Source organism: Corynebacterium marambiense (genome assembly GCF_016342275.1).
Classification (GTDB): domain Bacteria; phylum Actinomycetota; class Actinomycetes; order Mycobacteriales; family Mycobacteriaceae; genus Corynebacterium; species Corynebacterium marambiense.
The window spans coordinates 382,472-409,031 of sequence record NZ_JAEIOT010000007.1 but is presented as its reverse complement, the minus strand read 5'-3'; the positions used below and the strand labels follow the sequence as shown (position 1 = coordinate 409,031).

The window sequence follows — 26,560 nt, the reverse complement described above, 5'->3', positions numbered from 1 at the left end:
GACATGATCACAGTCAGTTCACTCACCAGAAGATACGGCGGTACCGTCGCCGTCGACGATCTCTCCTTAACCGTGCCCGACGGGCAGGTCACGGGTTTTCTCGGACCCAATGGTGCCGGAAAATCCACCACCATGCGCATGATCTGCGGACTCGAACGCCCGGACGAGGGCACCGCCCTCATCGACGGACATCGCTTCACCACGCTGCCTGCACCGGCCCGCGTCATCGGCGCGCTGCTCGATGCCTCCTGGTTCCATCCGGGGCGAAGCGGAGAGGCACATCTGCGCATGATGGCGCGAGCGGGCGGTATCGACGTCGATCGTGTCGATACTGTGCTCGACCGGGTGGGCCTGCACTCCGTCGCGCACAAGAGGGTCGGCGGATACAGTCTCGGCATGCGGCAGCGGCTCGGTCTCGCGTGCGCTCTGCTCGGCGATCCCAGCCACATCATCCTCGATGAACCCGTCAACGGCCTGGATCCGGAAGGGGTCATCTGGATGCGCCGGATGACCCGGCAGCTCGCGGAGGAGGGACGCGCTGTGCTGGTGTCCTCACACCTGCTCTCCGAAATGTCGGTGACCACGGACCGGCTCGTGATCATCGGACAGGGAAGACTCATCGCGGAGGGACCGCTCTCGGACTTCGTCGGGGATGCGATGTACGAGATCAGGTGCACCGATGTGGACGCCGCCGTCCGGGTCCTCGCAGAGCATGGCATCACCGCCGACCGTGCGCCCGACGGGTTGATCACCGTCAGCGCGGACACCACGACCGCTGAGCGCATCGCCCGGCTGTGCCAGGGGGCAGGAATCGTGATCACACACCTGGCTTCCCGGGAACAGTCCCTCGAAGACGTCTTCCTCACTGCAACAGCCGACACCACCACCTACAGGAGCTCCTCATCATGACCGCCTCAACCCCGGTTTTCCCGACCACCGGAACAGATCGGCGTCCCTGCTACGGAGGGCTGCTCGCCGCCGTTATCACGGAACTGACGTCGGTCCGCAGTCATCTGGTTTTCCTCGCCGCCGTGATACTCGTGATTCCGGCACTTACGGTAGCGATACGGCTCGCCGGAGACGATGAGCCCGCGACACTCCGTGACCTCACAGTCGGCACTGATCTGTCCTTCCTCATTGCGGGCTTCGCTGCCGCAGCGATCGTCGGAGGAGCCTACCGGCACCACTCCATCGCCTGGATGTGGATGGTGGACAATCACAGGAGCAGAGGGACCGCCATTCGTATCGGTGTTCTCCTGAGCGGTGCTCTCATGGCCCTCGTCCTGGGACTGGCACTCGCCCACGGTGCCCTTCTCCTCATGGGGGAGCATCTCCCGGTCGATATTTCAGACGAGGATTTCCGGGAGTTCCGGTTCGAGTTCATCAAGTTCATCATCGCGGTTCTTTTCGCCGCGCTTCTGGCCGTGATAACCCGTTCGACGGTGCTCGCATCCCTGATCTTCGCCGCTGATGTCTTCGTCATCGAGTCCATGGTCTATGCCCTGAACGTCCAGACACTGAAGGACCTCGGTTGGGTGCTCCCCTTCCTGTCCGGGCGGATAGCCAACGGAATCTCCATCCCGGGTATCACGGCCACGCCGCTCCAGGGTGGTATCGCGCTGGTCGGTTGGGTGGTCGTGCTGGGGGGTCTCGCATGGTGGTCCGACGCCAGACGCGCGATCCGCTGACCGGCGTCGGGGCCAGTCGGACAGGTCGGTGATTGCGGCGGGCCCGCGTGGATCGTCGGCGGCCGTACCGGATGAATCGCCCCGGGAGGCCGCCTATACCCGGACAACCTCCCACCTGGTGAAAGTGAGATGGAGCCCGGTTACCGTGCGAAATGCACAGGTGCCCGGGCTCCGATACCGCCGGTATCGTGGGTTCAGACAGCGACGCCGGTGGAGTCTGGAGATGTCAGGCCTTGACCGGCCCCGACCAGGTGGCGCCGTTCTCCCAGTAGCTCTGGATATCCTCCAGCTTGCGGCCCTTCGTCTCCGGAGCGTAACGGAAGACCGTGACGAAGGCGATCCCGGCGAACACACCGAAGATGGCGAACACCCCGGCACCGCCGACCGCCTCCAGCAGCGGCGGGAAGAGTTGCGCGACGATGGCGTTGGCGATGAGGTCCGCAGTCAGCACGAGAGAAGCGCCGAGCGCCCGGTACCGGGTGGGGAACAGTTCCCCGGCGTACACCCAGACGATCGCGCCGAAGCCACCGGTGAACCCCATTGTGAAGAGCACGATGCCAATGAATCCGAGGACCAGGAACGCCGTGGAGGACTCGGAACCCATGCGGTAGACGAGGATCAGCAGGATGTCGGCGAGAATCATCGTGGCGATGCCGCTGAGAAGAACCTTGCGGCGGCCGAAGGAATCGATGACCACCATGGAGACCAGGACGGCGGCGAGGCCGAAGGTCTGCACGACTGCGGGGAGGAGCAACTGCTGAGCGGTGCCGTGGAAGCCCATCTGCTCGAAGATCCGGGGCGCGTAGTAGATGGTCGCGTTGATACCGGTGATCTGGATGAAGAAACCGAGCGCGATGGCGAAGATCGTCGCACGGGAGATGGGACCGCGGAACATCTCACCGAGACGCTTGAGGTCGTTTCCGCCACGGTTCTGGTTGACGGACTGTGAGATAGATGTGAATTCCTCCTCCGCTTCCTTCGGTGAGTTGATGTTCAGCAGAACAGCCCGGGCCTCTGCGGTGCGTCCCCTCATGACCAGCCATTGCGGGGTCTCGCTGATCTTGAGCAGTGCGACGAACACGATGGCCGCGGGGATGGCGGCGGCGCCGAGCATCCAGCGCCAGCTCTCGAAGAAGGATAGGCCCCAACCCACGAGGTAACCGACGATGATACCGAGGACCGTGGTCACCTGGTAGGAGGTGAGGAGGCCACCACGGATCCTGTTGGGGGAGGATTCCGCGATGAACACCGGAACGACGGTGATGGACAGGCCGATGGTCACGCCGAGCAGCGCGCGGAGGAACACCAGGAGGCCGGCGGTCGGGGCGAAGGCACTGGCGACCGAGAAGATGACGTACCCACCGGCGACGATGAGCATCGTCTTCTTCCGTCCGATGGCGTTGGCCATCGGTCCGCCGGCGATCGCGCCGAAGATCTGACCGACGACGACGGCGGTGGCCATCGTCGCCTGCCCGGTGGTGTCGAGACCGAAGTCTTTCTCCAGGTACAGCAGTGCGGCCGCGATATTGGAAATGTCGTAGCCGTAGGTGATGCCGAGGGCCGCTGCGGTGAGTGCGATGGCACGCCCGACCGGGGGAGCGGATTTGAGATCACGGATGAAGGACATGACTGACCTTTCAGGTGGTTCTGTACGGGTTATTCCCCGTAGGAAGAAACGGAAGGTGACAAGGTAAGTGTGATGACGGCAATGGAAGAGCTGCCAGGAGTCATATCCATGGGAGGTGTGGCGTCAACGAGCTCATTCGCCCACTGTCGTCCGGTGGACCTGTCCTGTGGTGGGACAGAACAGACCGGGGTGTTAGTTGGAGGGCTCGGCGTCAGTCCCGGTCTCCTGTGTTTTCTGCGGTTGAATCTTGCAACCGGAGGCGTCGAAAGCCCTCAGCGCTGCACCCCGGACCTGGGCATCGACACCGAGCCGAGCTACTTCAATGTGGGTTGGTGCGGGGACCACACCGAGGTATCTAGTCAGTGCTTCCCGTATCGGGGTGAGAAGTTTGTCTCCTCGTGCGGCCATGCCGCCGCTGATGACGACGGGGATGGGGCCCAGGGTAGCGACAACTGGCGCCAGGAATCGGCCCAGCGTCTCGCAGGCGGTGTCGGCGATTTCGGTGGCTTGTACATTGCCCTGATCCACCAGCTCGAAGACCTCACGGGATCCAGCGCCTTCCGGTACGAGTCCGAGGCTCGCTCCCCGGTGTCCGATGCCGGCTGCCGAGCAGACCTGTTCGAGAGGCATCAGCGCACCGTCGTAACCGGGAACGAGGACCTGTCCGATCTCACCCGCCCACTGCCAGGTGGTCATCGGCTGGTGTCCGTTGATGACGACGGCGGAGATCCCGGTACCGATTGCGAGGAAGAAGAAATCGGGGTAGGCGACGCCCCACCGGGATTCGGCGAGGGCTCCGCTGCGGACGTCGTGTCCGAGTGCCACGGGACGGCGTAGGGAATCTTCGAGCATCGCGGCGATCGGTTCATTGCGCCATCCGAGGTTCGCTGAGAAGACCGAGATTCCGCGCACCTCATCGATGATGCCGGGGATGTTAATGCCGATGGTGTCGACGGTACTGACACCATTCGACCGTGCCCAACCGGTAAGCTCTCTGGTGACTTTCACCGCTGTATCCGCGAAGACGCGTGGGTCTGAGGGGGTGGGAATGGTGAGCGGGTGGTGTGTATCCCCTGTCTGATCGACGATGGCGGCTTTGATCGCTGTACCTCCGACGTCTATTCCCAGTGCCCATGGTGTTGTGGTGACCTGGTGACGAGTATTCCCTGACATTCTGGCTTCCTGGGGTCGCGTTGGTTGTGTTTGGACCCGCTATGTCTCTGGCGATCCCGTCACATCCAGGGGCGCCTGCCGAGTACTTCCGTCCGACATATGGGCCTGATGTCAGAGTATTACCAATCGTTGTCCCGGAATAGGGGGATATGTGGAGAACGTCCCCATACCGGGGGTGTAGGGGAGCCCCAACAGGACGTTCCTCAGATATGCAGTAATGATGGGTCTAACATTTTATTAGTGGAAGGCCACGTTCCGGATGGTGAGAATCATTCCTGGTCACGGCGGACGAGAAAACGGCTCAGGTGTCCTGAGCTGCTCTGCCGTGCAGGCCGTCAGACGATGAGTGTCAGCGAGTCCGATCCGGTGATTTCGACAGACAATCCGGAATCCCGGGCAGCGGCTGCGATTTCCGGCGCCCCGTCTGTCGGACCGAAGTCGATCTGGGCGGTGGCGAGGACACGGGCAAGGATTCCCTTGTAGTGCTTGTTGAAATGGCTGACCACCTTTCGGGACCCGTCCTCCTGCACCGATTCCACCCGCACGGTGATGGCGCCGGGTAGAGGACCGAGGGTGAGGTAGGCGCCGGAGCGCAGGTCCACGACCGGCCCCTTCGACGGCGCTGCTGCGCGCAGTGCTTCGGTGATCCTCTTTCCCCAGCGGGATTTCATCGTCGGTGACGTGGCCGCACCGGTATCCGGAATTTTTGAACCACCCGACAGCCGGTAGTGGGGGATCTGGTCTGTGGCGCGGACCAGACCGAACAATGCCGAACCGATTGTGATCCGCGACAGTGCTTCGGCATCCAGGGAACCGGCGTCGAGAGCGTCGTAGAGTACGCCGGTGTACCTCCGGATCGCGGGCATCGTGGGTGACGCCCAGAGTTCGCGGTTCGCGGTGATCTCACCGTCCAGCTTCGTGCTGATCTTCAGCGCCTCGCGCATCGCGACGTCATCGAGGGCAAGCAGTGCATCCGCGATTGACTTGCGAACGGGGTTGAGCTCAGGGAAGGACAGGGCGCCGAGGTCGAGTGGGGCACCGTCGCCACCGTTGGCTTTGGTTTCGGAAGGGGGCAGGACAATGAGCATGGTCACCACCCTAACCCGTGGGGGCGGGCGGGTATATTGGCGCTCATGATCACACGCATGTCCACCCTATTCCTGCGCACTCTGCGCGACGACCCGGCTGAGGCTGAGGTCCCCAGCCACAAGCTCCTGGTTCGCGCCGGGTACATTCGCCGGGCGGCACCCGGTGTGTACTCCTGGCTTCCGCTCGGCCTGCGCACGCTGCGGAAGATCGAGAGCATCGTCCGCGAGGAGATGGAGGCCATCGGTGGGCAGGAGATCTGCCTGCCCGCGTTGCTTCCCCGGGAACCCTATGAGCAGACCGGTCGATGGACGGAGTACGGCGACAACCTCTTCCGACTCAAGGACCGCAAGGGAAATGACTACCTGCTTGGCCCGACGCATGAGGAGATGTTTACCGGGCTAGTCAAGGACATGTATTCCTCTTACAAGGATTTCCCGGCGATCCTGTTCCAGATCCAGACGAAGTACCGAGACGAGGAGCGCCCGCGTGCGGGTATCCTGCGGGGCCGTGAGTTCACGATGAAGGATTCGTATTCCTTCGACATGGACGATGATGGGCTGGCCGCCGCTTACATGAAGCACCGACAGGCGTACATCAACTCCTTCGATCGTATGGGCATTGATTACGTCATCTGTGCCGCCACGTCCGGTGCGATGGGTGGATCAGCTTCGGAGGAGTTCCTCGCCGTCTGCGAGAACGGGGAAGACACCTTCGTCCGTGCGACGGAGGGAGACTATGCGGCGAATGCGGAGGCGGTCATCACGCCGCGGGCCGAGGAGAAGCCCATCGAGGGGCAGCCTGCGGCGTTGGAGTACGACAGTCCCGAATGCGAGACGATCGACAAACTGGTGGAGTGGGCCAATCGTGCGGGAATCAGAGTCGATGAGCGGGAGGTCACTGCCGCGGACACGTTGAAGTGCCTTGTGGTGAAGATCACCCGCCCTGGCGAGGAGCCGGAACTGACCGGCATTCTCGTCCCGGGTGACCGGGAGGTCGACATGAAGCGTCTAGAGGCTTCAGTGGAACCCTCCGCCGTCGAGCTCGTCTCTGACAAGGACTTCGCCGCCACCTCGTTCCTCGTCAAGGGGTACATCGGTCCCCGAGGACTGGCCGCCAACGGCGTGCCGGTCCTCGCTGATCCCCGGGTGGTCCCCGGTACGTCCTGGATCACGGGTGCGGATGCTGAGGGACGCCACGTGGTCAACTGTGTTGCCGGTCGGGATTTCACCCCGGATGGCTACATCGAGGCCGCTGAGATCCGGGAAGGAGACCCGGCGCCGGACAACCAGGGCGCGTTGCGTCTCGCCCGGGGCATCGAGATCGGCCACATCTTCCAGCTCGGGCGCAAATACTCCGAAGCGCTGGAACTGCAGATCCTCGATGAGAACGGCAAGCGGTCCGTCCCCACCATGGGATCCTACGGAATCGGTGTCTCGCGATTGGTCGCGGTCATCGCCGAACAGCGTTATGACGAGAAGGGGCTGAACTGGCCTGTGTCGGTCGCGCCATTCCAGGTCCACGTTGTGGTGGCGAACAAGAACGTTGACGCGACCGAAGCCGCGGAGACGCTAGTGGGAGAACTGTCCGACTCGGGCCTTGAGGTGCTTTTCGACGATCGACCCAAGGTCAGTCCCGGCGTGAAGTTCAAGGATTCCGAACTGTTGGGTATGCCCTTCGTTGTTGTTCTGGGGCGTAGTTTCGCGGATGGAATCGTGGAACTCCGTATTCGTGAGTCCGGTGAGGTACGTGAGGTTCCGGTGTCGGATGTTCTTAACGAGGTACGGTCCCTTGTCTGACAACTAGGTGTGTTGAGTTTCGGGCAAAGAAAAATCGGCGGCAGGGAACACCCTTCGCCGATTTTCCTGTCTGACACGCCGCGTTTGGTGTTGAATTGGAGGTGCCGCACACGGCGGCTGTTCCACCGGTATCTAACCGATGGTCACGACCCCGAGGAGAAAGGACGACCCCTGACATGGAGGTCATCATTCAACCCGACGCCGACGCCGTCGCACGCGTCGCCGCTGATGTCTTCGCCGAGTACGCGCGCCGCGATTCCGCCACCCTGGGCTTAGCCACCGGTTCCACGCCGCTGGCGATGTACAGGGAGCTCATCCGCAGACACCGGGATGAAGGCCTGAGCTTCGCGCACTGTCGGGCCTTCCTCCTCGATGAATACGTCGGTCTCGCCCGTACCCACGAGCAGAGCTACTACCGTTTCATCCGCGACAACTTCACCTCCCACATCGATATCCCGGATGCCGATGTACACAGTCCCGACGGGCTCGCCGATGACCCGACGGCGGCCGGGATAGCCTACGATCAGGCGATTGCGGCGGCCGGGGGAGTGGACGTCCAGTTGTTGGGTATCGGCACCGACGGGCATATCGGGTTCAACGAGCCGGGCTCGTCACTGCGGTCGCGGACCAGGTTGAAGACCCTCCATCCGCAGACCATCGCGGACAACGCTCGGTTCTTCGGGGACGACGAGAGCAAGGTCCCCCACCACGTGCTCACCCAAGGATTGGGGACGATCAGTGAGGCGGACCACCTCCTTCTGCTGGCCACCGGTGGGGGGAAAGCGGCTGCGGTAGCGGCGACGGTCGAGGGCCCGGTATCCGCCCTGTGCCCGGCCTCGATACTGCAGTTCCACCCCCACGCGACCGTCATCATCGACGAGGACGCTGCGGGCGGGCTCGTCAACGCGGACTACTACCGCTATGCGTTCGACAACAAGCCCGAGTGGCAACCGATCTGACGAGGCTGACGCTCTGGTCACTCCAGGTCGAGCAGGCCCGCCGCGGCCGGATCTGTTCCGGCTATCGCGAGGAGCGGGACTGCCCGCAGCGTCGCGGTCGAACCGGCGAGCAGACACCACACCCGCCAACCCGGCTTCTCGGCGCCAGCCGCAGCGGCCTGCCACATCAGCACCGAATCGGTCTCTATCCGGACGGCCGCGGCAAGGGCCGAATCCGGATCGGTCGGCGCGTCGCCGCCTGAGAACTCGTAGCCGGCGGCGGGCACGGGCGACCGCGCTCCCGGGACCCCGGACAGAAGTTCATGGAGTTGGTTCGCCAGCTGCCGGTGGACATCCACCGCTTCTCCGATTACCGCGGCGGTCCCGGAATCGGCCCAGGCCTGGGCCACCCCGAGACCGTAGATCGCGGAATACTGCCACTCCAGGGCCCGTTCCGCGGCCTTCAGGTCGGCTGAGTCAGGGGCGAGGACGGTGCCGTCCACGAACTTCCCGGTCGCCGACGGTTCCGGGGTGGTGCCGGTGATGACCGCGAGTTCCCCGTGCATGCGGGCCAGCTTCAGGACGGAGTCCTTCGGTGCGGAGGCCGCTTTGCGGGCGATCAACGCGGCGGAGTCCGGCAGAACGTCACCGGATCCGGTGTCAACCGAAACCGCTGCATCAGTCGACACCGGCACGGTGCAGGAGTCCGGTGTCGACCCGTCCTCCAGCACACCACACAGTCGCCGGATCTCGGCATCGAGAGCTTCGGCGTGCCGCTCTCGCACCGCTGCGCCCCTGGGGTCGGTACCGGACAACTCCGCGACATCGATATGCGCGTCCGCGGAGAGCACGGCGAGGGCCGGGTCAGGTTCCGGGGACGGCGTGATCTGACAGGCCGAGAGGCACCCGGCGAGGAGCAGGGACAGCGTGGTGACGGGAGCCATCATGGGACGGCTGAAGCGACGGCGTTTCACGGCGCATCAGTGTACCCGGGTGGATGTTCCGGCACGGTAGGGTTGGGTCCATGGCATTCCCAACTGAACAGACCCTGACCGAACTGGTCGCACCGATCGCGGGGGCGCACGCTCTCGACGTCGAGAAACTCCGTGTGAATCGTGCCGGGGCGAAGTCCTCCGTCACGGTGGCTCTCGACGGTGACGAACGTCCCGATCTGGACCTCCTGGAGAGCGTCTCCCAGGAGATTTCGGCGGCTTTCGATGGCGCCGAGGAACGGGGGGACATCGAGTTCGGTGGACAGGGCTACACCCTCGAGGTGGGGACACCGGGAATCGAGCATCCCTTGACTCGCCCCCGACACTGGCGCCGGAACCGCGGCAGGCTCGTCGCGTTGACCAGGGACGGGCACACGGAATTCGGGCGAATCGGCGCGCTCAATGAGGAGGAGAGTGCCGTCATCCTCATCCGCAGGCCGGAAAAAGGCCGTAAGGACGTGACCATCGACACACTCCGGCTGGCCGGGATTGGGTCCGATACCACCGCAGTGGTAGAAATTGAGTTCTCACAACCGTCGGCGGCAGAAGCCGCTCTGGCGGATCTCAGTTACGAAGATGCGCTGTCCAAGCGGGAGGAAAACAAGTGAATATTGATGTCGCGGCACTGAAGAGTATCGAGAAGGAACGCGGTATCAGCGTCAACGACATGCTCACCACCATCGGACGGGCGCTCCTGCAGGCCTACCACACGCATACCGGAGACACCGGTGAGAACACCCGGGCTCGGATCGACATCGACGCTTCCACGGGGTCCGTCGCCGTCATCGTCACCGAGTTCGATGGTGACGGGGAGGTCGTCTCCGAGTTCGATGACACGCCGAACAATTTCGCCCGGGTCTCCGCCGGTGTGGTCCGGGAGGCGATCATCCGCCGGATGCGGGACGCGGAGAACGAACGCGCCTTCGGTGAGTACGCGGAATTCGAGGGAAAAGTCATCAGCGGCATCGTCCAGGCAGACGCCCGCGCGAACGAACGGGGCATCGTCGTCGTTCGCCTCGGTACTGAGGTGGACGGCCAGGACGGTATCCTGCTGCCCGCCGAGCAGATACCGGGAGAGAAGCTGAAGCATGGTGACCGTGTGAAGTGCTACATCGTCGGTGTTACCAAGGGACAGCGCAACCTCCAGATCAACCTCTCCCGCACACATCCTGAACTGGTCCGGCGTCTGTTCGAACTGGAGGTCCCCGAAGTTGCCGACGGCTCCGTGGAGATCACAGGTATCGCCCGAGAAGCCGGGCACCGATCGAAGGTAGCGGTCCGCGCAACCGTCAAAGGACTCAACGCGAAGGGCGCCTGCATCGGGCCGCGCGGGCAACGCGTCTCGAACGTCATGGGTGAGCTTGATGGGGAGAAGCTCGACATCATCGACTACTCGGAGGATCCCGCGGAGTTCGTCGGAAACGCTCTCGCGCCGTCAAAGGTTGTGCGCGTCGAGGTGATTGACCCCGACATGCAGGTCGCCAGGGTGACCGTGCCGGACTACCAGCTCTCGCTCGCGATCGGTAAAGAGGGTCAGAATGCCCGCCTGGCGGCGCGGCTTACCGGATGGAAGATCGATATCCACTCCGATGCCGATCCGGTGGAACGCTGATTTCTTCCGGCTCGACCGTCAGCCGATAACCACAACGGGGTAATTCCCGGCTGCTTACTGCCTGACGCCCGCCCGATGCCCCTGCGCGGGGGCGTCGGGCGGGTTCACATTTGTGGGCTTCTTCGCGTAGGCTTGTATGAGGCCCGTGCCGACGAAGGCGCTTGACCGTGGGATTTGCGATCTCTCCTGATCATCCCTGTTCTCCCCGTGAGCGCAGTGGAAACGTGGGAACAGTGGAGACAGTGGAAACGCTGTGTCTAGTGGGGGAGTGGATCCCCGGGAATCGCCCGAGTCACTGTCGGAGAATCATCACCCGATGAAGCGCGTGGCGACATTAACAGACGTCGAGACAGATGACGTGTCCCAGGTGGGACACGATTGCTCTGCCCGACGCACCGCCGGATCACACCGATGGTGACGAGTGCAACGAGGAGACGAATGCGGAAGACCGGACCTAGTGCCGAGGCACCTACCGGTATCCGTATGCGTACCTGTATAGCCACCCGTGAACGCACAGCGGATACGCAGTTACTGCGGATTGTCGTCGACGCTTCCAATTCCGAGCGCCTCATCCCGGATCCGGCCCGCCGGAAACCGGGGCGTGGCGCATGGCTCACACCGAGCCTGGAGGCACTGGAGCTGGCAGAGAAACGGCGCGCGTTTAACCGTGCGCTGCGGGTGTCCACCTCCGTGGACACCGAGGCGGTGCGTACCTGGATACGGGAACACGCCGTCGAACCACCTACCCCAGGAAAGACACGAACACTGATGAGCACACGATGAAGCATCAGCGATGAACGTCACACGCTACATCTTCAGGCGCTCGGAGAACCCGGCAGCCTGCTGATCTGAAGAACGCGCGGTCCGCCGGCCTTCGATCCGCCTGGAGCTAAACCTACAAGGAGAGAAGTGCCCGGAAAGCTACGTGTACATGAGCTCGCTAAGAAGCTCGGTATAACAAGCAAGGAACTGCTTGCCTCGCTCAAAGAGCAGGGCGAGTTTGTCAAGACAGCATCATCGACCGTTGAATCACCGGTCGTGAAGAAGATGCAGGCCTATTACGCCGAGAAGGGGATCGGTGTCGACAACGGTGGTGGTGACAAGCCTGCCGGCGACAAGAAGACCTCCACCGGCGTGAAGCCCGGTGCCAAGCCCGGTCCTGCGCCGAAGCCCGGTAGCGTGCCGAAACCCGCAGCCGCGAAACCCGCAGCCGCGAAGTCCGCGTCGGATAAGCCTGCCGAGAAGCCCGTCGCAACCCCGGTCGAGGCCGTCGCGGAAACCAAGAATGACACCCCGCCGGCCAAGAAGCCCTCGGCACCGACCCCGGCTGATGCGGCCCCCGCAGCAGCCAAGGCGACTCCGGCTTCCGCCGCGCCGAAGAAGGACGATGCGGATAAGTCCGCATCCGAGGGACGTTCCCCGATGCCGCGTCCCATGGCTAAGCCCGGCCCCAAGCCCGGAGCACGCGCACCCCGCGTAGCCAACAACCCCTTCTCTACCGGTACCGAGCGCACCCAGCCCCGCCCCGGTGGCGGCCCACGTCCGGGTGGTGGTCCCCGTCCTGGTGGCCCGCGCCCCGGTGGCGCCCAGGGGGGACGTCCCGGTGCTGCAGGACCTCGCCCCGGTGGCGGTCCCCGTCCGGGCGGCGCCCAGGGCGGGCGTCCTAGCGGGCGTCCGGGAACCGGATCCTCTCCGGAGCGCCAGGGCGGTGGACGTCGTCCGACTCCGGCGATGATGCCGGAACGCCCGAGCCCCGGTGCCATGCCGCAGAAGTCCGCCGGCGGCGGACGCTCCGGTGGTCCCGGTGGACGTGGCCCCGGCGGTCCCGGCGGCTTCGGGCGCGGTGGTGGCGGTCGCGGCGGTCGCCGCGGCGGTACCGCCGGTGCATTCGGACGCCCCGGTGGCGCTCCCCGTCGTGGACGCAAGTCGAAGCGGCAGAAGCGCAACGAGTACGAGGCGATGCAGGCCCCGAACGTCGTCAGCGGCGTTCGTCTGCCCGACGGTCGCGGCGCCAGCCTGCGGCTCGCCCGTGGTGCCTCCCTGTCGGACTTCGCCGACAAGATCGACACCGATGCGTCGAGCCTGGTCCAGGTCCTGTTCAACCTCGGCGAGATGGTCACCGCGACCCAGTCCGTGTCGGACGAGATCCTGGTTCTCCTCGGCGAGGAGATGAACTTCAAAATTGAGGTTGTCTCGCCTGAGGACGAGGACCGCGAGCTGCTGGAGTCCTTCGACCTGCAGTTTGGTGAGGACGAAGGCGACGCGGAAGAACTCGCCAAGCGTCCCCCGGTGGTCACCGTCATGGGCCACGTCGACCACGGTAAGACCCGACTGCTCGACACGATCCGCAAAACCAACGTCGGCGGTGACGAGGCCGGCGGAATCACCCAGGGCATCGGCGCCTACCAGGTGACCGTCAACCTCGAGGATCAGCCGCGCGCGCTGACCCTCCTGGACACGCCCGGTCACGAGGCCTTCACCGCTATGCGTGCCCGTGGTGCCAAGGCAACGGACATCGCGATCCTCGTGGTCGCGGCGGATGACGGTGTCATGCCGCAGACGGTCGAGGCGATCAACCACGCCAAGGCCGCTGACGTCCCCGTCGTCGTCGCGGTGAACAAGATCGACAAGGAGGGTGCCTCCCCGGAGAAGATCCGCGGCCAGCTCACCGAGTACGGTCTCGTTCCCGAGGAATACGGCGGTGATACCCAGTTCGTCGACATCTCGGCTAAGCAGGGCACGAACATCGAGGCACTCCTCGAAGCCGTGCTGTTGACCGCCGATGCCGAGCTCGAACTCGTCGCCAACCCCGATATGGACGCTCAGGGTGTCGCCATCGAGGCGCACCTCGACCGTGGCCGCGGCCCCGTTGCCACCGTCATCGTTCAGCGCGGTACCCTCCGCGTCGGCGACTCCATCGTCGCCGGTGGCGCTCACGGCCGTGTCCGTCGCATGGTTGACGAGTACGGCAATGACGTCGAAGAAGCCGGACCGTCGCGTCCGGTCCAGGTGCAGGGACTCAACGCCGTCTGTGGTGCCGGAGACAACCTACTCGTGGTCGAGGACGACCGGATTGCCCGCCAGATCGCCGACAAGCGCGCCGCACGCAAGCGCAACGCGCTCGCCGCGCGGAGCCGCAAGCGCGTCTCCCTCGAGGATCTGGATGCGGTGCTCAAGGAGACCTCGACACTCAACCTCATCCTCAAGGGCGACAACGCCGGCTCCGTCGAGGCGCTGGAGGAGGCCCTGCTCAAGATCGAGGTCGACGACGAGGTCCAGCTGAACATCATCGACCGTGGTGTCGGTGCGATCACGCAGACCAACGTCTCACTGGCCGCGGCGTCAGACGCCGTGATCATCGGCTTCAACGTCCGTGCCGAAGGCAAGGCCACTGAAGAGGCCAACACCGAAGGCGTCGAGATCCGCTACTACTCGGTCATCTACCGGGTCATCGAGGAGATCGAGCAGGCCCTCAAGGGCATGCTGAAGCCCGTCTACGAGGAGCGGGAGATCGGTCGCGCCGAGATCCGGGCGCTCTTCAAGGCTTCCGCAGTCGGCCTCATCGCAGGTTGCATGGTCGAATCCGGCAAGGTCCGCCGTAACGCGTCGGTCCGTCTCATCCGCGACGGTAACGTCGTCGTGGAGAAGGCCACGATCGTCTCTCTCCGCCGCGAGAAGGACGACGCCACCGAAGTGTCCGCAGGCTACGAGTGCGGCATGGTGCTGTCCTACCCGGACATCTCCGTCGGTGACATCGTTGAGGCCTACGAGCAGGTCGAGGTTCCCCGCGACTGATCGGTGAGGCTCTGACGAACCACCCCGTTCCCGGGAGTCTCCGGGGGACGGGGTGGTTTCGTGTTTCACCGTCGGAGGAGTCTTCACAGGCACGGTTCGATCCGGTGGCGGTTCCCGCATCCCTTCTCGCGACCCCACCGTCATTCCCCGGGTCCACAGCGACAGACGGATGGGCGACATCCGGGAGGGGTGACAGCGGACACTCGCTCCAGGACGGGTAGGATCGGGCACCGTACAACCACTGGGCCGAATACCGATCCGGACACCGGTGGAGCAATCCCCGGGGACACACAGCGTCCCTCGAATCCGTGAGGAGTCCCGACCATGGTCGACCACGCCCGCGCCGCCCGCATGGCCAAGCGCATCCAGATGATCGTCGCGACCGCGATCGAGAACGAGATCAACGATCGACGCCTGGAGCTGATCACCATTACGGACTGCAAGGTTACCGGGGATCTGCATGAGGCGACGGTCTTCTACACCGTCCGCGGCGCAACCCTCGACGAAAAACCGGACGTCCCCAGCGCGGCAGAAGCGCTCAAGCGCTACCGTGGCCAGCTCCGCAAGCTTGTCGGTGACGATCTCGGTGTCCGGTTCACGCCCACTCTCGTCTTCGCACACGACACCGTTCCGCAGACGGCGGACCACATGGAGCAGCTGCTCGCCAAGGCCAGGGCCCGCGATGAGGAGCTCGCGAAGCTCCGCCAGAACGCGAAGCCCGTGGGGGAGGAAAACCCGTACCGCACTGAGGAGAACTGACACCGTGGCGGACCGGGACTTCACCGCCGCTGAGCAACTGATTGACACGGACTCTGTTTCCAGCGCCGTCGTCGTCGGGCACATCCGTCCCGACGCCGACGCGATCGGGAGCGTGTGCGCGATGGCATCGGTGCTCCGTCAGCGAGGGATCGACGCGATTGGTGTTATTGGGCAGGATGATCCCATCGCGGCGAACCTGCACACCATCCCCGGCTCCCGCGGCATCCGGCTCGTGGACCGGCTTCCGGACACGGACCTGGTCGTGACGGTCGACTGCGGTGATCTCGGGCGTACCGGTGCCTGCGCGGAGGGTATCGATGCACACGACCGGGTTCTCGTCATCGACCATCATGCGTCGAACACGGGTTTCGGGACCGTCGACCTCATTGATCCGGACGCTGAATCAACGACCGTGATCCTGTACCGCTGGTTCACCGGTGCGGGGGACGACATCACCCGGGACATCGCCCACGCGCTTTACGCCGGGCTGGTCACCGACACCGGCAGTTTCCGCTGGGGCAGCCCCGGCATGCATCTCATGGCTGCCGACCTCATGGAACGGGGCATCGATACCCGGGCGATCGCCGTCGATCTCATGGATGCGACGACCCCGGATTCCCTGAAGATCATCGGGCGGGTACTGGCCGGAGTCGAGGTCTATTCCGACGGCCCCGGTATGACGCTGCTCACCGCCGACCATGCCATCATCACGGAAACGAATCCGGAGACGGTCGAAGCCCTCACCGAATTCATCCGGGCCACGGGACAGGGAGTCGGTGTTCTGCTCAAGGAGAACCAGCCCGACGTCTGGTCCATCTCACTGCGTTCCACGGACCATGACGTCGCTTCTGTGGCGATGTCGCTCGGGGGCGGGGGGCACCTCCTGGCCGCAGGCGCGACCGTCCGGGGAACGAGGGACACGGTCCTGTCGGTGGTGCGCCGTGCCGTCGGTGAACACGCACACGCCCTGCACACGCCGGAGAATGACACGTGACCGACAGGACGGCCAGGAACCTGGAGAAGGTCAGCCTCGGAGAGATTCTCGGCCTCGCCCTCCCGGCACTCGGTGTGCTCGCCGCGACACCCCTCTATCTCCTGCTTGACACGGCCGTGGTCGGGCGTCTCGGGCAACACGAACTCGCAGCCCTCGGCGCAGCCACCACCATTCAGGCGATGGTGACCACGCAGCTGACCTTCCTCAGCTACGGAACTACCGCGCGCTCCGCCAGACTCTACGGTGCAGGGGAGAAGCGCGCCGCGGTCGGTGAAGGCATCCAGGCGACGTGGGTGGCACTGACTGTCGGTCTGGTGATAGCGGTGGTGATCCTCGCCGGCGCGCCATGGCTGACCCTGTGGCTGGCCGGTGATGCGGTCGTCGCCGCAGAAGCCACGACGTGGCTTCGGGTCGCAGGCATGGGCATCCCGCTGATACTCGTGACGATGGCCGGAAACGGATGGCTGCGGGGCATCCAGAACACCCGGCTGCCGTTGTGGTTCACCCTCGCCGGCGTGATTCCGTCAGCGATTCTCGTCCCGTACCTCGTGGGGCATATCGGAATCGTCGGTTCGGCCTGGGCGAATCTCACCGGTGAATCCGTCACCGCGATACTCTTCCTGATCTGCCTCGCCCGGATGCACGGAGGAGACTGGCGACCGGACCTGCGGATCATGCGCACGCAGCTGGTGATGGGCCGTGATCTCATCGCCCGCTCCCTGTCGTTCCAGGTCGCGTTCATTTCCGCGGCCGCGGTGGCGGCCCGGTTCGGTGCGGCGTCGCTCGCAGCCCACCAGGTGCTGCTGCAGCTGTGGAACTTCATCTCTCTCGTCCTCGACTCCCTCGCGATCGCTGCCCAGGCCTTGACCGGTGCTGCGCTCGGAGCCGGCACCTCCCAGCTGGCACGAAGGGTCGGTACCCGGGTCACAGTGTTCTCCTGCGGCCTGGCCACCGTCCTCGCCGCCGTTTTCGTGCTCGGGTATTCCGTGATCCCCGGGGTGTTCACCGCCGATGGGGAGACGTTGAGCGCCATGGGCGGTCCCTGGTGGTTGATGGTCGCGATGATCATCGCAGGTGGCGTGGTGTTCGCCCTCGACGGGGTCCTGCTCGGCGCCGGAGATGTCGCCTATCTCCGAAACGCGACGATTGCATCCGTCCTCATCGGTTTCGTTCCCGGGGTGTGGCTCGCGCTGTTCACCGGGACGGGCCTCACCGGTGTCTGGTGCGGTTTGACGGCCTTCATGGTTCTGCGACTCGGGTTCGTGGTCCGGCGATTCATCTCGATGAGGTGGGCGCGGGCCGGTAGCTCCGCGTTAAGCGGGGTAACCGATGACCGGAGTGCCACGGGTACGGCATAATGAACCGCATGTCACCGTCCTCCAGAGGTTCCGGCGGGTCCGACTCACCGGGCGGAGTCACACGGACCCTGTGGGCGGTCTCCGACCTGCACGGGGCAGTGAAGGACAACGCGGAGATGATCGACTCGATCCGACCGCGTGATCCCTCAGACTGGCTTATCGTCGCCGGGGACGTGGCTGAACGCACAGACCTGGTGCTGCAGATCCTCACCCGGCTCCGCAAGCGCTTCGCCTGCGTGATCTGGGCACCCGGCAACCACGAGTTGTTCTGCCGATCCACGGATAGACACCAGGGGCGGGCCAAGTACGACGAGCTGGTGGCCGGGTGTCGGAGGATCGACGTGCTCACCCCCGAGGATCCGTACCCGGTTTTTGACGGGGTCACCATCGTTCCCCTGTTCACCCTTTACGACTACTCGTTCCGCAAGACCGGATACACCGTGGAACAGGCGATCCAAGCCGCGCACGACCGGCAGGTCGTCATGACCGATCAGTTCGCTATCGCCCCCTTCGTCGATATCCGCGCCTGGTGTTGGGATCGGCTCGCGTATTCGATCAAACGGCTCAGCAAGGTCGACGGTCCGACCATCCTCATCAACCACTGGCCCCTGGTCATCGAACCGGTGAAGAAGATCGCCTTCCCCGAACTGTCGCTCTGGTGCGGTACCCGACACACGCGTACCTGGGCGCAAAGGTACGGGGCCCGTGCCGTGGTCTACGGGCATCTGCACACTCCCGGAATCACAGTGGTCGACGGTGTTCCGCACATTGAGGTCTCGCTCGGCTATCCACGGGAATGGAACCGGCACCGGTTGGGGGAGTGGATCTGGCCGTACCCGGTGTTGGAGGTGCGGGATGCTTGACGGTGATCTGTTCCCGAACTCCGCCAGATTCTGCTGGGTGAAGACCGAGATCGGGGTGAACGACCTCACCAACTTCAACGGGCTGCACCCCCTGGAGAAGGCCCTGGTGACCCACTCTCTCGATGTCCGCAAGGCGGAGTTCGGTGATGCCCGTTGGTGCGCGCACCGGGCACTCGACCAGTTGGGCCGGGAGACGGGGACGCCGATCCTGAGGGGTGAACGCGGCATGCCCCTGTTCCCGCCCGCGGTGTCCGGGTCGCTCACGCACACCGGGGGATTCCGCGCGGCGGTGGTCGCGCCGTCCCTCCTCGTCCGATCACTCGGGCTCGATGCCGAACCTGCACAGGAGCTGCCCGAGGGCATACTCGGTTCGATCGCGCGGGAGGGCGAGCTTCCCCAGCTGGAGAAGTTCCGGGACGCGGGCATCAGGGGGGCGGACCGCCTGTTGTTCTGCGCGAAGGAAGCCACTTACAAAGCGTGGTTTCCGCTGACCCACCGCTGGCTCGGTTTCGAACAGGCCGAGATCGATCTGCGCCTCGACGGAACTTTCGTGTCCTACCTGCTGGTCCGCCCGACTCCTGTGCCGTTCATCGCAGGCAGGTGGGTGATGCGGGACGGCTACGTGATCGCAACCACGGCGGTCACCTAGAGACGGGTCAGAGGGTCGACGGACGGGCGACGAACACTGTTGCGAGACGCTTCCGCCCCTCCTTCACCAGGGCCACCGCTCGGCCGTCGGGTGTGACCGCGGCGTGGACCCCCTCCAGGCCACGGGGTTCCAGCCATTTCCCCATCGCGAGAGCAGCCCCCTCGCCATCGGTGATTTCGAGCACCGGGAAGGACGCAACGAGCGCCTCGTCGAGGCTCAGGGACAACTCCGGCTGATCCATGATCTCCGCCAGTGGGCGGGCACGAGAGATATCGAATGGCCCCACCGACGTGCGTCGGAGTGCGGTGAGGTGGCCCCCGACGCTGAGTGCCGCCCCGAGGTCGCGTGCGAGGGAACGGATGTACGTCCCGGAGGAGCACAGGACGTCGATATCGATGTCGACGTGTTCTGCGTCGCGACGCAGATCCGTGACCTCTAGCCGGTGGAGGGTCACCGGTCGAGCCGGGATGTCTACGGCCTCTCCCGCCCGCACGCGCTCATACGCCCGCTTGCCGTCGATCTTGATCGCGCTCACAGCACTTGGTTTCTGCATGATCGGCCCCCGCAAATTCTCGAGCGCTGCGGTGATCGTAGTGTCATCCAGCCCGGCTATCGCACCCGCCGCTGCGGTGGCGACGATTTTTCCGTCCGCATCGTCTGTCGACGTCGAGACACCGAGCCGGATCGTTCCCGTGTAGGACTTCGTCTCAGCCACCAGGTGGGCCAGGAACCGGGTGCCACGCTCGAGGCCGACGACCAGGACCCCGGTTGCCATCGGATCGAGTGTGCCGGCGTGCCCGACCTTCCGTGTACCGAAGGCCCGACGGAGGCGGGCGATCACATCGTGCGAGGTCAGCCCCACAGGCTTGTCCACGATAACGAGTCCGGATGTGGCGAGGGGATCAGTCATGCGGACAGTTTAGGCGATCACGTAATCTGAACCAGTGGACATTTGGCACGGACTGGAGAAGATACCCGCCGACCTTGAAGGTTCGGTGGTGACAATCGGCGTCTTCGACGGGGTCCACCGCGGACACCGGAGACTCATCGCGGCGGCGACGCGTCGGGCTCGCGAGCTCGGGGTTCCCGCGGTCCTCATGACCTTCGATCCGCACCCGATGGCGGTGTTTGCCCCCGACAAACTTCCCCCGATGCTCGGTACCGTGACCACCCGGGCCGATCTCGCCCGAGAGCTCGGTGTCGACCACATGCTCGTCGTCCCCTTCACGACGAGCATGGCGAAACAGACTCCCGAAGAGTTCGTCGCGTCGGTCCTCGTGGAAAAGCTGAGAGCCGCCGCCGTCGTGGTGGGGGAGAACTTCACTTTCGGACACCGCGCCTCCGGCACCATCGACACCCTCCGTGAGCTCGGCACCGCGTACGGTATCGAGGTTGATGTTCAGGATCTTCTCACCGATGACGGGATGACCGTCTCATCCTCGGTCATCCGGGGGCTACTGCATGAGGGTGACGTCGCCCGTGCGAACTGGGCTCTCGGGCGGCCCTTCCGCCTGTCTGGGGAGGTCGTGCGTGGCGCTGGTCGGGGTGGTCGGGAGCTCGGCTATCCGACGGCCAATCTCTACTTCCCGGACACCGTCGCAATACCCGCCGACGGCGTGTACTGCGGCTGGTTCACCATCGGTGATGACCCCGGTGCGGGTCCGGTTGACGGGAACATGGAGCCGGGTATCCGATACATCACCGCGATCTCGGTCGGCACGAACCCTACCTTCGGTGATGAGCGCCGTAGTGTCGAGGCCTTCGTCCTCGACCGGGAGGCGGATCTCTACGGCAGGCACTGTGAGATCGAGTTCATCGAGCATCTCAGGGGAATGGAGACGTTCAATGGTGTCGATGATCTGCTGACCGCCATGGATCGGGATGTGCGTCGCACCCGGAGGATCATGGAGGCGCACCGGTCGGACGGGTGAGAACGTCGACAGTCGTGCGTGCTATAGTGGCCCGAGGTTTGCGACTGCGGTCCACAGCAGTTGCTCCCCGTGTGCGGGGTACACCCGCGATCCGGTCGAACGCCGGATAGCGGTGACGCTGGGCGCACGGAATTTTCATGTGGACTGAAATTATGTAAGAGGAGAATACTCCGTGGCACTTTCCACCGAGAAGAAGAAGTCAATCCTGGCCGAATTCGGTCTGCACGAGTCCGACACCGGTTCGCCGGAGGCTCAGATTGCGCTGCTCACCACGCGCATCCGTGAGCTCACCGAACACCTCAAGTTCCACAAGCACGATCACCACTCCCGCCGTGGTCTGCTTCTCATGGTCGGTCGTCGCCGCGGCCTGCTGAAGTACCTGAAGGAGAACAACGTTGACCGTTACCGCGACCTGATCTCCCGCCTGGGTCTGCGCCGCTGAGGTTTTCGTAACAACGTTCAGCCGCCGTTCCCGGTTTCCGGGTCGGCGGTTTTTCTGTGTCGTGAATAGCTCGACCGCAGCCGAGAGCACCAGATGTGGTGCCGGAGCAGAAAGACTCTCGTGCGCGATGACTGAATGCTCCGCCTGGCCGTTGTGCCATCTGCTCGACGTGTGTGACAGCACGCAGGGGAAGGATCGCCCGGGGCACATGCGCCCGGAGCCGACGGAGAATCGGCGGGAAGGTCGTGATGAACCTTCCCGCCGACTCAGGGTCTAACAGTCATGCATCCGGGTAAAACGGTGTTCTTTCCATGGGAACCGCGTCTCGCGGAGAGGTCAGATCTTCTCCAGCTGCAGGGCCTTCGTCTCCTTGGCGAACAGGTAGGTAATACCACCGAGTGCCAGTAGCGCCGCGAACAGGAAGAACGCGGGTGGCACCGCATCAAGGGTCACATCCTGCCGGATCGCAGAACCGCCGATGAGGAATCCCATGAGCGCCGGTCCGAAGATCTTCGCGGAAGCGCCGATACCGTAGCCGAGTCCCAGGCCGGTCGAGCGCACATCGTTCGGGAACTGTTCGGCACCGAAGGCGTTGAGGATGCCGAACGCACCGTCACCGAACATCATCGCGATGAGGATACCGATGAAGAAGACGGTTCCCGTGGAGGCCGTGGCGGATATCACGCAGCCTGCGGCACCGAGCATTCCGAAGCTGAACATGACCCACCTGCGGCCGATGATGTCGGACAGCCACGCGGAGCTGAGGCGCCCGATGATGTCCGCGAGCGAGACGAACGTGAACATTAGTCCGACCATAGAGGCCGTGTAGCCGAAACCGTCCTTGAGGAGGGTCTGGCCCCAGGATTGGATGGTGAAGGAACCCAGGATGAAGCAGAACGAACCCAGGGTGATCAGTGCCAGGGACTTCTTGTGGGATTCAAAAAGTTTGCTGAAGCTGGCGGAGCTTTCCTTCTTCAGTTCAGGGAGGTCACCGACTTCTCCGACAGGAACCATCAGGGCCCAGGCGTACGCCTCTTTGGCTTCCTCGGCCCGGCCGTGGGTCTGCAGGAAGCGGGGGGATTCGGGGACCCGTGCCAGCCAGAACAGGAGGAACACCGGAATGACGCCGAGTGCGATCAGGCCGCGCCAGCCGATGGGCTCGGCGAGCCACTGCTGTGCCTGGGCGCCCAACAGCAGGCCGACGGGAATGAACACGGACGCGAGACCGGCGAGAAGTCCACGGTGCTTGGCGGGGACGAATTCCTGGACGTAGGGGATCGAGGTGATGTTGAGACCGCCGACACCGATGCCGACGCCGATCCGAAGAATCGCGAGCATCCACCAGCCGCGATCCGGGGTGATGATGCACAGTGCGGTGAAAACCACGAGGAGGACGATGCACCACCAGAATGCACCCTTACGTCCGACCTTGTCGGCCAGTCGGCCCCACAGGATGGCTCCGGCCACGGTTCCGAGTCCGGAGCAGGCGAGGATGACTCCGGCTTCGAAGCCTGAGAGATTCCACGGTTTGACCAGGAGCGACACCACGAAGCCGATGAGGAAGATGTCGAAGAATTCGGCGATGTTGCCCGTGATGACGAGGCCGACGATGGACTTCTGGTTCCGGGTGAGTTTCCCGGCGTCAATCTGACTGGCGGCAGTCATCACCGGCGCAGTAGGCGTGTTGGACATGGGGATATCCTTAATCTCTGGACAATCCGCTAGCGGATGATGTCTGCGGTGGTGGGGATGGACAGTTCTGCCGGATTGATTCTCGTCAGATCACCGTGGTGGGTGAGTGCGTACTTCGCGATCGCCTTGCCGTATTCGACACCTCTGCGCATGTCCCCGGACAGGAAGCCGTGCAGGCAACCGGCGACGAAGCTGTCACCGGCTCCGGGGCGATCCACGATGGGGACGGTCTCGACGGTGACGCTGTCTTCACCGTCCGGCCCCGCGTAGTACACCGGATTCGTCTGATCCGTCGACACCACATATGTCGCACCGAAACGCTCGCGCAGGGTCCTAGCGCACCCGGGGCCGTCGCCGGTGATACCGAAGACGATCTCGGCGTCGCGTCGGGAACAGAACAGCGCAGTGGATTTCTCCGCGAGGGGGGTGAGCACTTCTGCGGCTTTCTCCGGGGACCAAAGCAGACCCCGGTAGTTCACGTCGAGAACCACGTCGATGCCCCTATCGGCGGCGGAGTTGACGAAATGGGTGATGACTTCACCGGTGTTGTCGGTCAGTGAGGCGGTGATTCCGGTGACGAACACGAGCTTGGTGTCCAGCATGGAATCCCAGTTGACGTCATCGACCCGGATATCTCGAAACGGGGTGTGCTGGCGATCGTAGGTTACCCGGGACGGCATCGGTGATTTGCCGGGCTCCATGAAGTACAGTGCGGTCCGGCCCTCGGGCACACGAATCATGTTGGAGAGATCAACGCCGACGGAGCGGTATTCGGAGAGGCAACGCTCCGCGAGGTCGCCCTCGGGCAGGATTGAGCACCATGATGTGGCGCGTCCGAGTTGGGAGAGAACTCCGCACACGTTCGCTTCCGAGCATGCAGCGTTGAGCAGAACCTTTGTGGAGCTGACGAGTCGTCGCCCCTCGATCACTGTCAGTCGGATCTGGCCTTCGCCAATGGATGTGATGTCAAACATTTTCAGTCACCCCTTCGGATGCTTGGGCTGTCCCGTAACGATGGGTGTAGCGGTCAAAGTTGGCCGCGATTTCCTCTTCGGGAAGCGGGATTGGTGTACCCATGAGCCGTGCGGCCCACATGGTATGTGCAACGTCCTCAACCATCACGGCGGCCTGGAGCGCCTTCTGGATTCCTGGGCCGATGGTGAAGACGCCGTGCTGTTTCATGAGAATTGCCGGTGAGTGGCCGATGCTGCGGAGGATCTCTTCTCCGATCGCGTTGCCTCCTATTCGCGCGTAGCCGCCGCAGGGGATTGGTCCTCCGAACTCATCTGAGATTGCGGTAAGGCAGCAGGGGATCTCCTCTCCGAGTGCCGCCCAGGCGGTCGCGTAGGTGGAGTGGGTGTGTACCACTGATTTCACGTCGTCACGGCCCCGGTAGATCCCGAGGTGTGAGGAGGTGTCCGAGCTGGGCCCGTGGGTACCTTCGATGATGCGCCCGTCGAGGCTCACGATCACCATGTCATCCGGGGTCATTTCGGTGTACAGCCTGCCGGATGGTTTGATGACGATCCGGTCACCGGAGTCGGCGAGTGCCGAGAGGTTACCTCCCGTCCATGCGACGAGACCGTGCCGGGGAAGCGCCAGGTTGCCTTCGCAGACCTGCTCCCGTAGTTCCTTGAGCATCATTCGGTGTTGCCTCCTTCACTGTGTCGGGGTTGCACGATGCAACCGGCGGAAATGAGTCTTTCTTCGATGAAGCGCCGGGCGTTTGTGCAGGTTTCCAGCGAATCCGGGGAATCGTCATTCCACATTTCGAGCATGATTCGCCCGTCCCAGTCCTGTCGCTTGAGTTCCGTGAATGCCGCGTCGAAGTCGGCGATACCGGTGCCGAATGCGATCCGGCGCGGCTCACCGGGGAGGACATCCTTGACGTGCAGGGCGACCATGTGCCCGGAACCCGCCGCCAATTCTTCGGTCGCGTCCCCGCCGTGTTCCGCGATGTTGCCGACATCGGGGTAGATCTGTACCCACGGACTGTGACACTCATCGACCACCGCCATCGCGTCCTGCACCGAGGAGATGTCATTCCCGTCAACGTTCTCGATCGCGAGGATGATGCCCTGGTGCGCCGCATACGGCATCGCGTCCTTTAGCGTTTCGATGTAGCGCATCCGGCTGCCGGGATCATCCTCCTCGTAGTAGGCGTAGTACCCGGCGACCTGTACGACCGATACCCCCAGGTCATGAGCCAGGTCGATACCTTTCCGGTACACTTCGCGGGCCTGTTCCCGGATTTCGGGATCAGCGGATCCGGGCATGATTCTCCGGTGCAGGGAGAGGCAGATTCCTCCGATCTGCACTCCCGCATCGCGGGCGGCTCCACGGACCGCATCTCGCTGTTCCTGCGACCAGTCCAGCCGTGCAGCCCGCTCAGGGGTTTCGTCGACGGACAGGTCAACGAAGTGGAAACCTCCGGCCTTGACCTGCTCAAAGAACTCGGGCCAGGGGCCACTGATGAGAGCCTTCTCGTAGATTCCGAGACGGATGGTACTCATGGCCAGACCTGGCTGATTGCATGCTGGAGGTTGAGCGCGGAGGCCTTCGGGTCCGCTGCCTTCATGATCTCGCGGCCTGCGATCACGACCCCAACCGGGCGACCGGTGAAGACACCGAGTTCGCTGGCCTTGATGCCGCCCGTTACGGTGACGGTGAAACCCATCTCGGCGAGTTCGCTGACCCGTTGGATGTCAGCGTCTCCCCACGACAGGTCTCCGGCCGCCTCCCGGTCGCGGGACCGTTTCACGATGACGTGCTGAACCCCGAGGTCCCGCCAGAATCGTGCCCGATCGGCGGAGTAGGTTTCACCGAGCTCGACCTGAACCTGGCCGTCGTATTCCCGGGCGACCTTGACAACCTGCTCGATGGTGGCGAGCGATGCGCCTGCTACGCAGGAGACCCAGTCGGCACCGGCTTCGAAGCACTGGCGGGCGATGAGGCTACCCGCCTCGGCGATCCGCACATCGGCGAGGATGGTTTTACCGGGATAGAGAGCACGGATCTCGCGGACGGCCCGGAGGCCCTCCGCGATCACCAGAATCGTTCCGCACTCGATGACGTCGACGTGCTCGACCGCTTTGTTCAAAGGACCCAAAGCGGAGACCATGTCGAGGGAGTCCACCGCGACCTGAAGTTGTGGTCTCATTG

25 protein-coding genes are annotated in these 26,560 nt (G+C 64.0%); 15 read left to right on the top strand and 10 right to left on the bottom strand.

Annotated elements, in window-relative coordinates; all coding sequences use genetic code 11:
- The first annotated feature begins 3 nt into the window (after positions 1 to 3).
- Together JDV76_RS06970 and JDV76_RS06965 are read left to right on the top strand one after the other, a co-directional pair.
- Positions 4 to 909 (top strand): ABC transporter ATP-binding protein, encoded by a 906-nt coding sequence (locus JDV76_RS06970; protein ID WP_198736129.1) that lies wholly within the window; start codon positions 4 to 6, stop codon positions 907 to 909.
- Positions 906 to 1,688 carry a hypothetical protein gene (locus tag JDV76_RS06965; RefSeq protein WP_198736128.1) on the top strand — a complete coding sequence of 261 codons (783 nt, stop codon included), beginning with the start codon at positions 906 to 908 and terminating at the stop codon, positions 1,686 to 1,688. Before JDV76_RS06970 ends, JDV76_RS06965 begins: the two co-directional genes overlap by 4 nt.
- Before the next feature lie 226 nt (positions 1,689 to 1,914).
- Here the strand turns inward: JDV76_RS06965 and JDV76_RS06960 are convergent, their stop codons facing one another.
- The 3 genes from JDV76_RS06960 to yaaA all read right to left on the bottom strand — a co-directional run bounded on the left by JDV76_RS06960 (position 1,915) and on the right by yaaA (position 5,576).
- A complete protein-coding gene (locus JDV76_RS06960) occupies positions 1,915 to 3,315 on the bottom strand; it encodes a sugar porter family MFS transporter (protein WP_198736127.1) in 1,401 nt (466 codons plus the stop codon).
- Positions 3,316 to 3,507: 192 nt separating this feature from the next.
- A complete protein-coding gene (locus JDV76_RS06955) occupies positions 3,508 to 4,488 on the bottom strand; it encodes an ROK family protein (protein WP_198736126.1) in 981 nt (326 codons plus the stop codon).
- Between the two features lie 335 nt (positions 4,489 to 4,823).
- Entirely contained in the window at positions 4,824 to 5,576 is a 753-nt protein-coding gene (gene yaaA, locus JDV76_RS06950; RefSeq protein ID WP_198736125.1) for a peroxide stress protein YaaA, read from the bottom strand.
- A gap of 45 nt (positions 5,577 to 5,621) precedes the next feature.
- Here yaaA and JDV76_RS06945 point away from each other — a divergent pair, with 45 nt between their 5' ends.
- Positions 5,622 to 7,373, top strand: coding sequence for a proline--tRNA ligase (locus JDV76_RS06945; protein ID WP_198736124.1), 1,752 nt, complete (start codon positions 5,622 to 5,624; stop codon positions 7,371 to 7,373).
- A gap of 176 nt (positions 7,374 to 7,549) precedes the next feature.
- Positions 7,550 to 8,332, top strand: coding sequence for a glucosamine-6-phosphate deaminase (gene nagB / locus JDV76_RS06940; protein ID WP_198736123.1), 783 nt, complete (start codon positions 7,550 to 7,552; stop codon positions 8,330 to 8,332).
- Positions 8,333 to 8,349: 17 nt separating this feature from the next.
- On the opposite strand, the gene JDV76_RS12910 is transcribed toward nagB, so the two are convergent.
- Positions 8,350 to 9,285, bottom strand: coding sequence for a DUF4439 domain-containing protein (locus JDV76_RS12910; protein WP_198736122.1), 936 nt, complete (start codon positions 9,283 to 9,285; stop codon positions 8,350 to 8,352).
- A 50-nt stretch (positions 9,286 to 9,335) separates the two neighbouring features.
- On the opposite strand from JDV76_RS12910, the gene rimP reads away from it, so the two are divergent.
- From rimP to JDV76_RS06890, 9 genes are all read left to right on the top strand, one after another.
- Positions 9,336 to 9,911 (top strand): ribosome maturation factor RimP, encoded by a 576-nt coding sequence (rimP, locus tag JDV76_RS06930; protein WP_198736121.1) that lies wholly within the window; start codon positions 9,336 to 9,338, stop codon positions 9,909 to 9,911.
- Positions 9,908 to 10,915: a transcription termination factor NusA gene (gene nusA / locus JDV76_RS06925; protein WP_198736120.1), complete on the top strand. Its 1,008-nt coding sequence runs from the start codon at positions 9,908 to 9,910 to the stop codon at positions 10,913 to 10,915. Before rimP ends, nusA begins: the two co-directional genes overlap by 4 nt.
- 438 nt (positions 10,916 to 11,353) lie before the next feature.
- Positions 11,354 to 11,698 carry a YlxR family protein gene (locus JDV76_RS06920; protein WP_198736119.1) on the top strand — a complete coding sequence of 115 codons (345 nt, stop codon included), beginning with the start codon at positions 11,354 to 11,356 and terminating at the stop codon, positions 11,696 to 11,698.
- 126 nt (positions 11,699 to 11,824) lie between these two features.
- A complete protein-coding gene (infB, locus tag JDV76_RS06915; RefSeq protein WP_198736118.1) occupies positions 11,825 to 14,710 on the top strand; it encodes a translation initiation factor IF-2 in 2,886 nt (961 codons plus the stop codon).
- A gap of 324 nt (positions 14,711 to 15,034) precedes the next feature.
- A complete protein-coding gene (rbfA, locus tag JDV76_RS06910; protein WP_198736117.1) occupies positions 15,035 to 15,469 on the top strand; it encodes a 30S ribosome-binding factor RbfA in 435 nt (144 codons plus the stop codon).
- 4 nt (positions 15,470 to 15,473) lie between these two features.
- On the top strand, positions 15,474 to 16,463 hold the full coding sequence (locus tag JDV76_RS06905; RefSeq protein ID WP_248140806.1) for a DHH family phosphoesterase: 990 nt from the start codon (positions 15,474 to 15,476) through the stop codon (positions 16,461 to 16,463).
- Positions 16,460 to 17,821, top strand: a complete 1,362-nt coding sequence (locus JDV76_RS06900; protein ID WP_198736115.1) for an MATE family efflux transporter — start codon at positions 16,460 to 16,462, stop codon at positions 17,819 to 17,821. The genes JDV76_RS06905 and JDV76_RS06900 overlap by 4 nt, the downstream gene beginning before the upstream one ends.
- Before the next feature lie 8 nt (positions 17,822 to 17,829).
- Positions 17,830 to 18,684 (top strand): metallophosphoesterase family protein, encoded by an 855-nt coding sequence (locus JDV76_RS06895; RefSeq protein ID WP_198736114.1) that lies wholly within the window; start codon positions 17,830 to 17,832, stop codon positions 18,682 to 18,684.
- The gene (locus tag JDV76_RS06890) at positions 18,677 to 19,333 is read left to right on the top strand and encodes a 4'-phosphopantetheinyl transferase family protein (RefSeq protein WP_198736113.1); all 657 of its coding nucleotides are present in this window, start codon (positions 18,677 to 18,679) and stop codon (positions 19,331 to 19,333) included. Before JDV76_RS06895 ends, JDV76_RS06890 begins: the two co-directional genes overlap by 8 nt.
- Before the next feature lie 7 nt (positions 19,334 to 19,340).
- Here JDV76_RS06890 and truB read toward each other — a convergent pair whose 3' ends face one another.
- Positions 19,341 to 20,243 (bottom strand): tRNA pseudouridine(55) synthase TruB, encoded by a 903-nt coding sequence (gene truB, locus JDV76_RS06885; RefSeq protein WP_198736112.1) that lies wholly within the window; start codon positions 20,241 to 20,243, stop codon positions 19,341 to 19,343.
- A 34-nt stretch (positions 20,244 to 20,277) separates the two neighbouring features.
- Between truB and JDV76_RS06880 the strand changes: the two genes are divergently transcribed.
- On the top strand, positions 20,278 to 21,264 hold the full coding sequence (locus JDV76_RS06880; RefSeq protein WP_198736111.1) for a bifunctional riboflavin kinase/FAD synthetase: 987 nt from the start codon (positions 20,278 to 20,280) through the stop codon (positions 21,262 to 21,264).
- 172 nt (positions 21,265 to 21,436) lie between these two features.
- On the top strand, positions 21,437 to 21,706 hold the full coding sequence (gene rpsO / locus JDV76_RS06875) for a 30S ribosomal protein S15 (RefSeq protein ID WP_198736110.1): 270 nt from the start codon (positions 21,437 to 21,439) through the stop codon (positions 21,704 to 21,706).
- 336 nt (positions 21,707 to 22,042) lie between these two features.
- On the opposite strand, the gene JDV76_RS06870 is transcribed toward rpsO, so the two are convergent.
- Genes JDV76_RS06870 through JDV76_RS06850 form a run of 5 tightly spaced genes read right to left on the bottom strand, consistent with a single transcriptional unit; the run spans position 22,043 to position 26,558 of the window.
- Positions 22,043 to 23,398: an MFS transporter gene (locus tag JDV76_RS06870; RefSeq protein ID WP_232958951.1), complete on the bottom strand. Its 1,356-nt coding sequence runs from the start codon at positions 23,396 to 23,398 to the stop codon at positions 22,043 to 22,045.
- 29 nt (positions 23,399 to 23,427) lie between these two features.
- Positions 23,428 to 24,372: a sugar kinase gene (locus tag JDV76_RS06865; protein ID WP_198736109.1), complete on the bottom strand. Its 945-nt coding sequence runs from the start codon at positions 24,370 to 24,372 to the stop codon at positions 23,428 to 23,430.
- Positions 24,365 to 25,042, bottom strand: coding sequence for an L-ribulose-5-phosphate 4-epimerase (locus JDV76_RS06860; RefSeq protein ID WP_198736108.1), 678 nt, complete (start codon positions 25,040 to 25,042; stop codon positions 24,365 to 24,367). Before JDV76_RS06860 ends, JDV76_RS06865 begins: the two co-directional genes overlap by 8 nt.
- Positions 25,039 to 25,911, bottom strand: a complete 873-nt coding sequence (locus tag JDV76_RS06855; protein WP_198736107.1) for an L-ribulose-5-phosphate 3-epimerase — start codon at positions 25,909 to 25,911, stop codon at positions 25,039 to 25,041. The genes JDV76_RS06860 and JDV76_RS06855 overlap by 4 nt, the downstream gene beginning before the upstream one ends.
- Positions 25,908 to 26,558: an orotidine 5'-phosphate decarboxylase / HUMPS family protein gene (locus JDV76_RS06850; protein WP_198736106.1), complete on the bottom strand. Its 651-nt coding sequence runs from the start codon at positions 26,556 to 26,558 to the stop codon at positions 25,908 to 25,910. The genes JDV76_RS06855 and JDV76_RS06850 overlap by 4 nt, the downstream gene beginning before the upstream one ends.
- Positions 26,559 to 26,560 lie beyond the last annotated feature (2 nt).

Bases quoted from the DNA above. Each gene is read 5' to 3' on its own strand.
- JDV76_RS06890 (WP_198736113.1), top strand. From the start codon at position 18,677: ATGCTTGACGGTGATCTGTTCCCGAACTCCGCCAGATTCTGCTGGGTG.
- JDV76_RS06870 (WP_232958951.1), bottom strand. From the start codon at position 23,398: ATGTCCAACACGCCTACTGCGCCGGTGATGACTGCCGCCAGTCAGATT.
- JDV76_RS06860 (WP_198736108.1), bottom strand. From the start codon at position 25,042: ATGATGCTCAAGGAACTACGGGAGCAGGTCTGCGAAGGCAACCTGGCG.
- JDV76_RS06850 (WP_198736106.1), bottom strand. From the start codon at position 26,558: ATGAGACCACAACTTCAGGTCGCGGTGGACTCCCTCGACATGGTCTCC.
- JDV76_RS06945 (WP_198736124.1), top strand. From the start codon at position 5,622: ATGATCACACGCATGTCCACCCTATTCCTGCGCACTCTGCGCGACGAC.
- nagB (WP_198736123.1), top strand. From the start codon at position 7,550: ATGGAGGTCATCATTCAACCCGACGCCGACGCCGTCGCACGCGTCGCC.
- JDV76_RS06960 (WP_198736127.1), bottom strand. From the start codon at position 3,315: ATGTCCTTCATCCGTGATCTCAAATCCGCTCCCCCGGTCGGGCGTGCC.
- JDV76_RS06855 (WP_198736107.1), bottom strand. From the start codon at position 25,911: ATGAGTACCATCCGTCTCGGAATCTACGAGAAGGCTCTCATCAGTGGC.
- JDV76_RS06965 (WP_198736128.1), top strand. From the start codon at position 906: ATGACCGCCTCAACCCCGGTTTTCCCGACCACCGGAACAGATCGGCGT.
- rbfA (WP_198736117.1), top strand. From the start codon at position 15,035: ATGGTCGACCACGCCCGCGCCGCCCGCATGGCCAAGCGCATCCAGATG.
- JDV76_RS06955 (WP_198736126.1), bottom strand. From the start codon at position 4,488: ATGTCAGGGAATACTCGTCACCAGGTCACCACAACACCATGGGCACTG.
- JDV76_RS06920 (WP_198736119.1), top strand. From the start codon at position 11,354: ATGCGGAAGACCGGACCTAGTGCCGAGGCACCTACCGGTATCCGTATG.
- JDV76_RS06895 (WP_198736114.1), top strand. From the start codon at position 17,830: ATGTCACCGTCCTCCAGAGGTTCCGGCGGGTCCGACTCACCGGGCGGA.
- JDV76_RS06865 (WP_198736109.1), bottom strand. From the start codon at position 24,372: ATGTTTGACATCACATCCATTGGCGAAGGCCAGATCCGACTGACAGTG.
- rimP (WP_198736121.1), top strand. From the start codon at position 9,336: ATGGCATTCCCAACTGAACAGACCCTGACCGAACTGGTCGCACCGATC.
- truB (WP_198736112.1), bottom strand. From the start codon at position 20,243: ATGACTGATCCCCTCGCCACATCCGGACTCGTTATCGTGGACAAGCCT.
- yaaA (WP_198736125.1), bottom strand. From the start codon at position 5,576: ATGCTCATTGTCCTGCCCCCTTCCGAAACCAAAGCCAACGGTGGCGAC.
- JDV76_RS06970 (WP_198736129.1), top strand. From the start codon at position 4: ATGATCACAGTCAGTTCACTCACCAGAAGATACGGCGGTACCGTCGCC.